Here is a 12,211-nt window from a genome sequence, read left to right as displayed (position 1 = left end):
ACCCACCGGAGCCGCCCGTGCCACCGGCACCACCGGAGCCGCCGACGCCACCCGCGCCGCCAGCGCCGCCGGAGCCGCCCGAGCCGCCCGCGCCGCCGGCGCCGCCGTTGTTGGTCTCCGTGCAGCCAAAGGCCATGAGGGATGTGAGGAGAAGACTGGCGAGAAGAACGCGATTGCGAGATTGCATGTGGTCGATGAGCTCCGAGGTTTGCCCCGCCGTCGGGACCCATGGCCGACCCTGGGGCGCCGTGCGGCGTGCCTTTGGCAAACTCCGCACCACCGCGGAATCACAGCAACTTTTTGTCGGGAGCCATCGCGGAAACGTGGGGATCGGGCGGCTCGGCAGGTGAACGGGGGCGTCCCCGGAATCTCCAATGCTTGCGCCAAGTTGCGCCGGAGGATGTGCCGGACGGACAGGCGCGTCGTGGCATGTGTCGAGCCCACCCCAGCCGCCCGCCGAAGCAGGTCATGCAGGCCAGCGTTCCCCGATTAGAACCGACCCAACACCACGATTCCCTGCTGCTCCCCGCTCAGGAGGGGTGCAATGGAGACCTGCGGCTGCGTCGGGCTCGGGTGCACTTCGGGATTGACCCACGCGAGCACCAATCCGAGAAATATCCCCGCCGCGCCCACGCCGAGCGCCGTGGACGCGGCCCGCCCGTCGACCGTCGCCTTGTCGCGGAGTGCATATCCCTCCGCGTCGCATTGGTCCGGATCCGACGTGAGGCAATGCTGCTCCGTCGCCGCGGTCGCCTCGTCCGAGCGCGCCGCATACACCGCGCCCGCCACGATCGCGCCAATGCCCGCCCCCACGACGAACGACGCCGCAATGCGGGGGCCGGTCCAGAACGGCGCGGGCGGGGGTTCCGGCGGGGCGGCCGGCGCGGGCGGGGGCGCCGCGGGCGGTTCGGCCCAGGCAATCGAGGGGAGCAGGAGGGTGGCCAGGAGAAAGGGCAGGGACCGCATGTCAGAGATCGAAGAGCTCGTCGTCCTGGCCCGCGTCCTCCTCGGCGAGGAGCGCCTCCGCGTGCTTGGCGACCGATTCGAAGAATTTTTGCTCGGGAGATTTCGGGGGCAGTCGGGAGGCGGCTTCCCGGGCCTGCGAGCGGAGGAGCGTTTCGCTGCGATCCGCGCGGGCGCCCGAGCGAGGCCGCGCCTGGCCCGTGACGACCGAGAAGAGCGCGCTCCGGACCCGCTCGAAGCAGCCCTCGCCGGTCGCGTGCGCGCGCCGGAGGAGCGTCGCGACGAGCTCGAGGTGCGCGAAGAGGAAGGTGGGCGGCGCCTCTTCGAGGAGCGCGGAGATCGCTTCGAGCTCGCTCTCGCCGCCGTCCTGCACCCACTCGGAGAGGACCTCGACCGTCGGCAACGCGAACGAGCGCGAGGCGTCGTGGAAGAGGCGCGCGGCATGGAAGCGGACCCAGCCGATGCGGGCGCGCGCGAGGTGGCGGACGCGGCGCAGGAGCGGGAGCCACTCCGGCGAGCGCGCGAGGCCCGTGAGGATCGCCGACAAGCCCTCGGGCGGGAGCGGCTCGTACTCCTCGGCGCCCGCGACGATGCCGGAGGCGGCGCGCGCGATGCGCTCGATGAAGAGGCCCGTGACGTCCTCGGGCATGCGCTTGCCCGCGTGATGGAGGAAGCGCATCGTGGAGTGGCCGTCGAGGCTGCGGGCCGCGCCGAGGCGCGTGAGGAAGAGGATGATCTCCTCCTCGGAGAGCGCGCCCTCGGAGAAGAGTCCGCCCGCGTCGAGGGCGCCGAAGAGAGCCTCGGCGACCTCGGGGCCCTCGGAGAGGTCCACGCCGACGGCGAGCTCGACCGCGTCGCGCGGGGAGGATTTGGCCAGCGTGCGGAGCGCCCCGAGGGCCGCGCGGCGGACGAAGCCGTCGCGGTGTCCGAGGAGGTGCCGGAGCGCTTCGCGATCGCCCGGCAGGGGCTTTTCGACCCAGCGATGGAAGACCTGCGCGAGCGAGGCGCAGAGCGTGGCGTTGCCGCCCCCGACGATGCTGCCGATGAGGGACTCGGCGCGCTCGGGCGAGGCGTCGCGGAGCGCGTGGAGCAAGGAGGCGACGTGCGGGCCGAGCGGACTCTCGGGCGCGCCCATGACGGCCTCGCAGATGGCCGCCGCCGCATTCGGGTGCATGCGAGAGAGGACGTGCAAGAGGAGCCGCGGCGAGCCGGACTTGCCCGCGAGCGCGAGGGCTTCGAGCGCCGCGCCGAGCCACTCGGCCGTCTGCGCGGGCGTGCGGCCCTCGGCGAGCATCTCGTCGACGACGGCACGACACGCGTCCGCCGAGCGGCGCTCCATGCCGCTGCCACGATCGATCTCGCCCGAGCCCGGGATCTCGCTCGGCGGCATGTCGATCAAGCCGCGCTGCGCGGGCGAGCGTTGCGTGAGGGCCTCGTAGAGCCTGCGCTCCGTCGAGGTCGGGACGTTGCTGAGGGCCGCCTCGGCGGTGGCGCGGACGTCGGGGGAGCTCGCGCGCCGAGCCGCGCGGCGGAGCGCGTCGGCGACGGCGAAATGGACGAGCGGGTCGCCGGAGCTCGACGCGGCCGCGCCGAGCATCACGAGGATGTCGAGCCGCTCCTCGTCGCGCCACCCGGGCTCCATCCGCTCACCGAGCGAGGAACCGCCGGAGCCGTCGGAGAGGACACGCTCGAGGCCGCTCACGCCCGAGAGGGCCGCGCGTCGCTTCGGCGACTGCGCGCAGCCGGCGAGCGCGGCGAGGGCTTGCTTGCGCAGGGCGCGGCGGCGCTCGTCGGAGGGGCCGGCGAAGGCGGCGCCCTCGGAGAGGAAGGTGTCGATCACGTCGAGCGGCGAGTGTTTGTGTTCGTGCGCGTCGTTCGCGACGAGCCACCGATCGACGGCGTCGAGCAAGGCCTCGTGGACGCCCGCGGGGCGCGCCGACGAGCGCGAGGCGAGCTCGCGGAGGACGCGCATGGGGTGGTCGGGGTGCGGGCTCTGGAGGCGGAGATCGTCGCGGCCGAGCTCCCAGAGGAGATCGGCGGCGCGGGGCAGGTGCGCGAGGTGCAAGCCCACGCGGCGCAGGATCGCGGGGAGCTCGTAGAGGACGGACACGGCGGAGAAGAGGGCGCCCGGGCCCCGCGCGGCCTCGGTCTGGGCGGGAGAACGGAGCACCGCCGCGGCGAGATCGAGCATCGCGGCGGGATGATCCGAGGAGAGCTCGCGCAGGCCGGCGAGGAGACGGCATCGATCCGCCGCCGAGGCCGCATCGATGCCCGCGCGGACGTGGCGGAAGAGGGCGGTCGTGATGTCGGCCGATGCGCCGCTCGGGATGGAGGGGCCGTCGAGCTCGCCGGCGTTGCGGATGAGCGGGACGATGGCGTGGGCGCCGAAGCGCTCTTCCAGCGCGCGCACGCGATCGTCGATCGAGCCCGCGAGGCCGCCCGTGGTCGAGGGGCCGACGAGCGCGCGGTGCAGCGCGTGATCCGAGAGGGCGCCGGGGACGACACGCGCGCCGTGCGGGCCCCGATCGACGACGCCCGCGGCTTCGAGCGCGCGGAGCGCCGAGACGAGATCACGACGGCGACACCCGAGCAGATCCCCCGCGCCCTGCAGGAAGCGCTCGTCCGAGGTGCGCACCGGCGCGAGGAGCGCGACGAGCGCGAGCACGCCGGCGAGGAGTTTGGGGTCCCCCGCGGCGGAGGAGCGGAGCAGGAGCAGCTCGTGGCCCCGATCGAGCGCGCACGCCGCGAGCTCGCCCTTGCCGAGCAAGACGGGATGAATGGCCTCTTCCCGCACGAGTCGGCCGGCCAGCGCGATCACGAAGGGATGCCCCTCGGCGTGCTTGGCGAGGGCGGCAGCGAACTCGCCGGGCGCATCGCCGAGCACATGCTGCGCCGCCGCCTCCGCCTCGCTCGGCGAGAGCGCGCCGAGCTCGGGCAGCACGCGCACGAGGTCCGACGAGAGCCCGACCTGCGCGAAGAGCGCCGAGAGCCGCGGCAGGCCCGCGGGGCGCGTCGTCAGCACGAAGCGCACGTCGCGGCGATCGAGCGCCAGGGGCAGGAGCGTCGCGGGCGCGGCTTTGCGGCCCGCGTCGTCGATCACGAGCACACACGGACCGGGCGGCAGGCGCGTCGTGTTCGGCGCGCTGGCGGCGTCGGTCGCGAAGCTCAGCATGGTGCCGACCCGCTGCGCGGCGAGGGCGTCGGCGAGCGCGGAGAGCAGGCTCGTCTTGCCGGAGCCGGAGCGCCCGGGGAGCACGGCGACGCGCGCCGGGCCGCGCGCGCTGGCGAAGTCGACGAGGGCCGCGAGGATCTCGGCGCGCCCGCCGAAGGGCAGCGCTTCCTGGAAGGGGCGGCCTGTGGCGAGCGCGCCGCCTTCGAACTCGCTCGGGCCGAGGAGCGCAACGCCGTGCTCGACGTGCGCGTCCGGAGGAGTGGGGAAGCCGAGGGTCGTCTCCATGGCAATCGAGCGCGCCGCGGGGCGAGCGCGCGAAGCCTACCACGGGGGGCGCCTCGCCCGGCGAGGGTTTGGAGGCCGATTCTGCTCCCGAGACAAAACTCTCGGGGGGAGAGGGGGCGCCTCACCCCCGCGACCGTCCCCCTCTGGCCCGTGACCCCGGACATACAACGTCCGCGCGTCCTGTCTTTTGTCTTGCCCGACCCGTTCGTCCCCTTGATAGATAGGCCACAGCTCATCGCAGGAGGGGTTTCCAGATGAGGCGAGGGTATTTCCTCGTCGCGGCGTGCGTCGTCGCGGCGCCGGGCGTCGTGTTGCCTGGATGTTCGTGGTCGTCGGGGGAGGACGAAGGACAGGGTCGCATTTGCGCATCGCCTATGGAGGGAGGTGAGTATTGCGTCTCTTCCGGCGAGGGGCCCGCGAGCGCGTGGAACCAAGCGGCGGCGCATGGATCGCGACCCATTCAGATGTGGGCCAAGCGTCCGGAGGGGAGCACGCTCGATGCGCTCGTGACGAGCCCCGCCGAGATGAATCGGTGGCTCGGGGATATCGATCGCGCCCTCGGGTACGTGCGCGACGAGGAGCGGTGCGCGGAGTCTTATGAGGCGAGCATGGTGCCGGGCCCGCGCGGCGCATGACGCGAGTGCGGCCCCGCAAGAGATGGTGCTGCGGGCGATGAAGCTCTCCGCGGAGATCGCCCAATTCGAGGTCACGTCCGAGGAGGCGCTCGCACTGCACGCGGATTTCATGGTCACGCATGGCGCGCAGACCCCGGACATGACCTCCGGGGCGCAGCGCTCGATGAATGCGATGCTCGGGTACGTCGAGCGGCGCATTGCCAAGAGCGACCGGGCGGCGATGTCGCTCCTCTTCGGGCTCGCGATGCGCAGGCAAGCGCTCGCGTTGCTCGACGAGAGCCAAGCCGTGCGGGAACAGGTGACGGAGGCGAGGATCGCGAAGGCGGAGGCGACGTTTCACGAGAGCGCGGAGGCGCAGGTGCTCGCGTTCGAGAAGGCTCCGCCGCTGGGCGTGAAGCTATCGCTCCCGTACCTCGCGAAGCGATACGACGAGGTCACGGCCTTCTTGCAGATGCGCCCGCTCTGCGAGTTGCCGTCGTCGTCGTGGCGCGAGGCCGGCTGCGCAGCGATGCGTCCGCATTTCAAGACGGCGGCGACGTACCGCTCGACGACATTGCCGGGGCTCATCCAGACCGGGCTCTCGACGATGAAGGCGCAAGGGGTGGGCGGCGCGCTCCTCGATGCGGCGGCGGCGAAGCTTGCTGCGGGCGATGTGAAGGGGGCTGCCGTTTTGCATGATGCCGCTTTGCGCGGCGCGGAGGGGACATGAGTCGCTTACTTGTTTGCTGGATCGTGGTGTTCGCGCTTCTCGTGCCTGCGCATGCGCGGGCAGGCACGCCGTACAGCGTGCACTGGGAGATGCGCCAGGAGAGCAACTCTTGCGAGGATGCCCGGCTCAACGTCCCCGGCGGTGCATATTTCCACGCGAACCGGATGCCGCTCGCGACCTTCGAGGTCCCGGGCGCCTACGTGTCGATTCCGAACGGCCCGAAGAGCAACATGGCGGAGGCCCCGTTCGACTCCGTGCTCCTCCGCATGGGCACGAACGAATTCAATTTCGGCATCCAGAACGCCATGGGCAACGATACCTGCGTTCACCAGCAGAGCTTCGTGACGCTCGTCTCGATCCCGCTCGGGATCCAGAAGCCGCTCTTCAACGTCCGGCGTGACGGGACGGCGTATAGCGGCAGCACGCAGGTCGGGCTCTCGCTTTCGGAGATCAATCCGCCCCTCGCGCGGGACATCGCGAACCTGGAGGTCGAGATCGCGGCCGAGCGGAAGTGGCTCATCGAGAACGCCTCGAAGGCCGCGAACCTCGCGGAGCGGCTCGACCTGCTCCAGCAGCTCGATACGGAATTGCACGACCTCGTGTCCCGGCCGCTCGACGAGATCAGCGAGGTGGACCTCGACGCGATTCTGGAGCGATATGGCGACGTGGTCGACGAGGCCACGCGGGAAGCGCTGGAGCAGCTTCTCGCGGACCTGAAGAAGAGCGTGCAGGATTTGAAGGACGAGCTCGCGAGCCTGCTCGAACATTTCGGCGCGCAGGCGGACGCGGTGGCGGACCTCGTGACGGGTGAGGCGCGGGCGGCCGGGTTTTCGCCGGACGATCCGTTCGAGTATTCGCTCACGTCGTCGGAGGTGCCGTGGGTCGAGGTGCCCGATGTTTCGGGCGCGGCGGGGGCGTTCGAGCCGGGGAAGGATCCTTATGCGGCGTATGCGGATGCCGTGATTGACGCGCTGTCGCAGGACGTGCAGGGCGGGAAGGTGATCCTGCGCGGGGACTTCGTGACGAACGTGCGGGCGTGGCGGTCGAATACGGCGGCGATCGAGAAGGCGCTGGCCGCGCGGGTGAGTGTCTCGCAGGCGGAGACGAGCGCGTTCTTGCAGGCGCAGATCCGCGTCACGGATTTCGTGCGGCAGTACATGGATGCGTCGGATTGGTTTCTGGATTCGCCGGTTCCCGCGGATGTACGGGCGCAGGTGGATGGCGTCTTGAAGAATGCTTTCGCCGATCTCGCCGAGCAGATGAAGGAGAGCCTCAATGTGTGGGAGGCGATCGCGCTCGGGCCGGAGCAGGGTTCCTTCATCGAGACGGTGCGGGCCTTCGCGGGGGCGATGTCATTCGTCGGGGAAGGGGCGGCGGCGTATGCGGAGGTGATGCAGACGCTGGTGCATGCGTCGTCGCGTATTGCGATCGGGTTCGTGCCGTATGCAGGGCCGGCGCTCGACCTTTGCGAGGCGGTGACGGGCAAGTTGTTCTGTTTGCCCGGGGGGAAGGACCTCACGACGGGAGAGCGCGTCTTCTCGGCGATCGGGTTCGGGATCGGCAGCGTCATCGTGCCCATGAAGGGCGTGAAAAACACGGGGGTGAACCCGGGCGCCAAGGAGGTCGCGCAGCAGGTCGTGAACCTGGGGGACGAGCTCGGCTTGGCGCTCAAGGACCGCTTTATCACGAACTGGAAGGGGCTCGGGGTACCACACGGGAGCGTCGAGCTCATCACGGACTTCGCGAACGAATTCGAGCGCAAGGCCATCCTCCACTTGATGAAGGACAAGGGGCACAAGGTGCTCGGGGTGGGGGGCAGCGTGCGGGACGCGCTCGGGATCCTGAAAACCTCGCCGGCCCCGGACTTCGCCACGATCTCGAAAACCGATGGGCTCGTCCTCAGCGAGGTCAAGGCTGTCACCACGGGCAAGGTCCCCGTGGACGATGTGCTCAAGCAGCTCAACAACGCCGTGAAGACGCTAAATGGTAAAAACCTCGGCGGCCTCGTGGAGAGAGTGCAGATCATCGCACCCAAGGGCGCGGGGTACAAAAACTACTGCATCCCGAAGGACGGGAAGTTGTTCAATTTCGACAAAAAAACATTCGTGACCCTGTCCGAGAGGCCCGACCTCGTCGTCCACGTGGTGGAGCTGTGAACGAGCCGAGGGGCGCCCGGTTCCAGAAAGACGTTTGCCTCCGACGTCGAGCGTGGTATGGGCCGGCCTGGATCCACGCACGGAGCCTCGAACCATGAGCGTCGTTTCCGAACCCTATGTCTATGCCTATGCCGACGAGGCAGACAAGGTCGATGCCTATGTGGCTGCGCTGTCCGCCCTGCACACCCGGCCACCCGGGGACAAGGACGCATTGCCAACGCAGCACATCCACATATCGACGCTAGGGGTGGAGGAGGAGATCTACCGCGACCCCATTTCGCTAGAAGAGATGATCAAACTGATCCGTGCGCATCTCACGCCGACATCCGAGGCGACGGCGCACGTGACCGTCCACATGCACGGCCAGGATTGGTTCGCCAATCTGTCGGTTCTTTGTGAGGCGGCAGGGTGTCACAGCGAAGGGTTCGCCGTCCAGCCGCTCACGGTCAGCCACGGTTATACTTACATGTTTCTGACCGAAGTGGAGGTCGCCGCGTCGCACGAGGCGTTGCCGGTCCCCGTCGGCGCGGCGATGCTCGCGCGGTTCGCTCAGCAGGACATCGAGAACATCCTCCGCCGGTTTTGCGCGCCCGACGCGAGCGGGCGCGTCAAGGCCGGCGGCGTCACCGTGCGGGACAAGGACCGCAGGATGGAGGGCTTCTGGTGGAATGCGCCGCTCGAATTGTCGGCGACGTACAACGTCGACCTCCACGTGGCGCGAGACGTGGCGCTGTCTTGGCTTCACCTCCACGACGGCGATCGGGTCGAATACGTCGCGGGCCTCTCCCTCGACGCGCTGGCGGCGCGGGTGGAGGCCGCGCCGAAGGGGACCACGATCGGTCTGGCACCGACGATGAAACTCCTCATCGACCACCTGGGGGAGGACTCCGATGCCTCCGACCACGAAGAAACCCGCGGCCTGCACGCCGGAGCCATCCGCCGCGTCCCCCGCGCGCGATTGCCGGAGGACGAGGAGCTCTCGCGGGAACAAGTCCTCGCCATCCTCCAGACCCCGCCGGAGGTGTTACTCCAGGCGCTCGAAGCCGCCGCCGCGGTACCGGATGAGCAATGGGCCGAGGCGGAGCGCCGCGCCCTGGAGGCATTGGAAGCGGCGAAGAAGGCCGAGCAGAAGGTGGCCATCAAGGTCGATACCTACGCGCATCGGTGCTTCATGGAGCGACACGCCCCTTATCATGTCCGCCGCCTGGAGACCGGCGGCGTCATGATCGCGACCCACTGCTACCGCCACCTCTGGCCCCTCTGGTCGGAGGCGCTGCGCCTCTTGGGGATCCGGCCGTAAGAGAGCCGCACGATCGGTTGGGAGAATCACACGCCAGAGTCACGAGGAGCCATCAACCCCTCGCCCGCGTCCTCCCCGATGACCCGCATGCCCCCCAAACCCCTCGCGCCCCTCATCCCGAATGACCCGCAGGCCCCCCGAACCCCTCACGCCCCTCATGCCGGAGGACCCGCGTGGCTTCTTCCTCCGCCGTCCCCCTCCTCCCCGATGACCCCCACGCGGCCCGAACCCCCCGAGCGCGTCCTCGCCCATCACCGACAGACACCCTTCCGATGTGCTCCCGCTCATATCCCTTGACGGCCACGACCGCCCGACCCGATCCTGCGCTCCTCATGCGGAACCTGACCCTCGGCGACCTCGATATCGGCATGCGTGATCTCCTCACCGACCGCAAGCCGAACCTCGCGCTGCTCGTTTGCAGCCAGGTCTACCTCCCTCAGATCCTGATCCAATATGCCGCCATCGAGGCCCTCGCGCCGGCCCTCGCGGGCCGCGCGTTCGCCGACGATCTCGCCGAGGCCGATTCCCTTCACGACGGCTTCGGCGGCGGCCTCTGGGATTATACCGAGGCCCTCCTCCATGCGCCCGACGTCTCCGAGGAGACCCGCGCCGCCGCCAGGCGCATCCGCGAGGCATTGCTGCCGAGACGCAGCCTCCTCGCCGATTCTTATGCCGAAGAAGCCGCCGCCGCGAAAAAGAACCGATCCAAGCTCGCCGAGCTCGAGCCCGATCTGCAATCGCTCCCGCTGCCGGATGGCAAGACGCTCCATGACTGGGCCATGGGCTTCGTCGGTGCGGGCGATACGATCGGAAAGCTCCTTTCCGCGCGCGCTTCCGCGGAGGCGGACGCCCAGAACGACGGGAAGAACAACCAGCTCCGCAAATCGACGATCAAGCTCCTCCATCGGTTCCGCGAGGCCGCGCGCGACGAGATCGAGCTCCACGCGACCCTGCCGCGCGACCTCGAGAGCCGGGTGTTCGGGCTCTTCGACGAGCTCTCCGCGCGGCGCGCCAAAAGGAAGTCCGGCGGGGAAGAGCCCCCGAAGGGACAAGGCGGGACGGGCTGAGGGCCCGAACACCGGCATGAGCCTGGCCGCCGCTCCCGGATAGCGGTAGACATGAAGCTCACATGTCCCGGAAATCCGCGCCCCAGGACCACCCGTTCAGCCAAGCCTTCACCCGGTTCGCCGGTCGCGTGCGGCGGCGGCTCGCGCTCGAACGCATGCTCTCGGGCGCGGCGATCGGCCTCGTGCTCGGCGCAGGCGCGGCCGCGGCGGCCTGGCAGACGCGGCACGGCGCGCTCCGGCCGTGGATGGCCGCGGGCGGAGCGCTCGGCGCGGCGGCCGGCGCGATCGTGGCTCGTCGGAAGCGCTGGCGGGATGAAGAGGTCGCGCTCTTCCTGGACGGGCGTCTCGGCGGCAAGGAGTCGATCTCCACGGCGATCGAGCTCGATCATGAAGACGAGCGGGACGATCCGGCGCGCGCGGTCGTGCTCTCGCAAGCGACGACGGTGCTCGAAAAGGCGAACGCGAAGGATGCGCGCCCGCGGTTCGTCCGGGCGCATCACCTCGCGATTCCGCTCGGGCTCGCGGCGATCGGCTACGTGTCGTTGCTCCCGCTGCCCGCGCTCCCGCCGCCGCCCGCGCCGCCGCCGGGCGCCGAGCAGGTCAAGCTCGCGGACATCAAGGGGCTCGACAAGATCATCGACCTCGCGAACGCGAACGCGCGCGACGACGCTCAGAGGAAGCGCCTCGACAAGATCGCCGAGGACGCGAAGAAGCTTCGCGAAAAACTCCGGGAGGGCATGGAGAAGCGCGAGGCGCAGGCCGAGATCGGAAAGCTCAAGGACGCGATCACGGCCGAGCGGCTTTCGCTCGGCGACGGTGAGCAGCGCCAGGGCCTGGAGAGCGCGCTCGGCAAGCTCGCGGAGAATCCGGACCTCAAGGACGCGGCCAAGGCGCTCGGCGATCGGGATCTCGTCTCGTTCGACGACGCGATGGAGAACCTCGCGAACAAGCTCGAAAAAGAGGATCGCGACCGGGCGAAGAAGACGCTCGAAGAGGCCGCCGAGGCCGCGCGCAAGCAAAACGCGCCCGACGTGGCGAAGGCGCTCGAGGAGCAGAAGAAGCGCCTCGAAGAGATGGCCAAGAAGAACGAGAAGCTGAAGGAGCTCGGCAAGGCCCTCGGCGAGGGCTTGTCCGAGGACGCGAAGGAAGCGCTGAAGGATCTCGACAGCGGCAAGGCGGGCGGCAAGGAGCAGCAGAAGCTCGCGGAGAAGCTCGAAGAGGCGCTCGGCAAGCTCACGCCCGAGGAGCGCAAGCGGCTCGCCGAGAACATGAAGAAGCGCGCCGCCGAGATGAACGGCGAGGAGGCGCCGGGCGAGGGGCCGAGCAAGGAGCAGCTCCAGGAGCTCGCCGAGGAGCTCGAGTCCGAGGAGGGCCAGAAGCGGCTCGCCGAGGAGCTCAAGAAGATGGCCGAGCCCGAGCCCGAGGGCAGCGAGGAGGGCGAGCGGCAGAAGCGGCTCGACGACGCGCAGAAGGGCCTGGGCGAGGCCGAGGGGCAACTCGGCGCGCCGATGCCGGTGCCCGTGCCGGGGCAAGGGCCGGGGAACAAGCCCGGGAACAAGGCCGGCGAGAAGCCCGGCGGGAAGAACGGGAGCCCCGGATCCGGCGGCAAGGACGAGGGCCAGCCGTTCGCCGGTCACAGCGAGGGCGGCGGGCCGGGCGATCACAAGGGCCAGACCGGCGTCGTCGACGGTCCAGGCATGAAGGCCCGCGCGACCGGCCCGATCAACAAGGGCAAGCCGATGCCGGGGCTCGTCATGGGACGGACTTCGGGGCGAGCGGGTGAAACTGCGAACATCCAGGGGACGGGCGCGCTCGGGCAGGCCGCGGCAGGGGAGCTCGGGGCGATCGAGCGGAGCGACGTGCCCGAGGAGTACCGCGAGCAGGTCGGGCGCTATTTCCAGCCCAAGTGACGGCAGAGCGCGAG

At 69.9% G+C, this 12,211-nt stretch carries 8 protein-coding genes; 6 read left to right on the top strand and 2 right to left on the bottom strand.

The window, feature by feature from the left end:
* Positions 1 to 489: 489 nt before the first annotated feature.
* Both QHF83_RS46145 and QHF83_RS46140 read right to left on the bottom strand, forming a co-directional pair.
* Positions 490 to 966, bottom strand: a complete 477-nt coding sequence (locus QHF83_RS46145; protein ID WP_282424515.1) for a hypothetical protein — start codon at positions 964 to 966, stop codon at positions 490 to 492.
* A gap of 1 nt (position 967) precedes the next feature.
* Positions 968 to 4,420, bottom strand: a complete 3,453-nt coding sequence (locus tag QHF83_RS46140; RefSeq protein ID WP_282424514.1) for a hypothetical protein — start codon at positions 4,418 to 4,420, stop codon at positions 968 to 970.
* Between the two features lie 464 nt (positions 4,421 to 4,884).
* Between QHF83_RS46140 and QHF83_RS46135 the strand changes: the two genes are divergently transcribed.
* From QHF83_RS46135 to QHF83_RS46110, 6 genes are all read left to right on the top strand, one after another.
* The gene (locus tag QHF83_RS46135) at positions 4,885 to 5,055 is read left to right on the top strand and encodes a hypothetical protein (protein WP_282424513.1); all 171 of its coding nucleotides are present in this window, start codon (positions 4,885 to 4,887) and stop codon (positions 5,053 to 5,055) included.
* 37 nt (positions 5,056 to 5,092) lie between these two features.
* The gene (locus QHF83_RS46130; protein ID WP_282424512.1) at positions 5,093 to 5,764 is read left to right on the top strand and encodes a hypothetical protein; all 672 of its coding nucleotides are present in this window, start codon (positions 5,093 to 5,095) and stop codon (positions 5,762 to 5,764) included.
* Positions 5,761 to 7,920, top strand: a complete 2,160-nt coding sequence (locus QHF83_RS46125; protein ID WP_282424511.1) for a hypothetical protein — start codon at positions 5,761 to 5,763, stop codon at positions 7,918 to 7,920. Before QHF83_RS46130 ends, QHF83_RS46125 begins: the two co-directional genes overlap by 4 nt.
* A 94-nt stretch (positions 7,921 to 8,014) precedes the next feature.
* A complete protein-coding gene (locus QHF83_RS46120; RefSeq protein ID WP_282424510.1) occupies positions 8,015 to 9,220 on the top strand; it encodes a hypothetical protein in 1,206 nt (401 codons plus the stop codon).
* Positions 9,221 to 9,552: 332 nt separating this feature from the next.
* Positions 9,553 to 10,287, top strand: a complete 735-nt coding sequence (locus tag QHF83_RS46115; RefSeq protein WP_282424509.1) for a hypothetical protein — start codon at positions 9,553 to 9,555, stop codon at positions 10,285 to 10,287.
* Positions 10,288 to 10,349: 62 nt separating this feature from the next.
* The gene (locus QHF83_RS46110; RefSeq protein ID WP_282424508.1) at positions 10,350 to 12,197 is read left to right on the top strand and encodes a hypothetical protein; all 1,848 of its coding nucleotides are present in this window, start codon (positions 10,350 to 10,352) and stop codon (positions 12,195 to 12,197) included.
* Positions 12,198 to 12,211 lie beyond the last annotated feature (14 nt).

Origin of the sequence: Polyangium sp. 15x6, assembly GCF_029960785.1 — a bacterium.
Lineage (GTDB): Bacteria > Myxococcota_A > Polyangia > Polyangiales > Polyangiaceae > Polyangium.
The sequence above is the reverse complement of the archived record's forward strand: the minus strand, read 5'-3'. Positions and strand labels throughout refer to the sequence as shown.

What these genes read in the sequence shown, in the direction of transcription:
- QHF83_RS46145 (WP_282424515.1), bottom strand. Translation starts at nt 966, where the DNA reads ATGCGGTCCCTGCCCTTTCTCCTGGCCACCCTCCTGCTCCCCTCGATT.
- QHF83_RS46140 (WP_282424514.1), bottom strand. Translation starts at nt 4,420, where the DNA reads ATGGAGACGACCCTCGGCTTCCCCACTCCTCCGGACGCGCACGTCGAG.
- QHF83_RS46135 (WP_282424513.1), top strand. Translation starts at nt 4,885, where the DNA reads ATGTGGGCCAAGCGTCCGGAGGGGAGCACGCTCGATGCGCTCGTGACG.
- QHF83_RS46130 (WP_282424512.1), top strand. Translation starts at nt 5,093, where the DNA reads ATGAAGCTCTCCGCGGAGATCGCCCAATTCGAGGTCACGTCCGAGGAG.
- QHF83_RS46125 (WP_282424511.1), top strand. Translation starts at nt 5,761, where the DNA reads ATGAGTCGCTTACTTGTTTGCTGGATCGTGGTGTTCGCGCTTCTCGTG.
- QHF83_RS46120 (WP_282424510.1), top strand. Translation starts at nt 8,015, where the DNA reads ATGAGCGTCGTTTCCGAACCCTATGTCTATGCCTATGCCGACGAGGCA.
- QHF83_RS46115 (WP_282424509.1), top strand. Translation starts at nt 9,553, where the DNA reads ATGCGGAACCTGACCCTCGGCGACCTCGATATCGGCATGCGTGATCTC.
- QHF83_RS46110 (WP_282424508.1), top strand. Translation starts at nt 10,350, where the DNA reads ATGTCCCGGAAATCCGCGCCCCAGGACCACCCGTTCAGCCAAGCCTTC.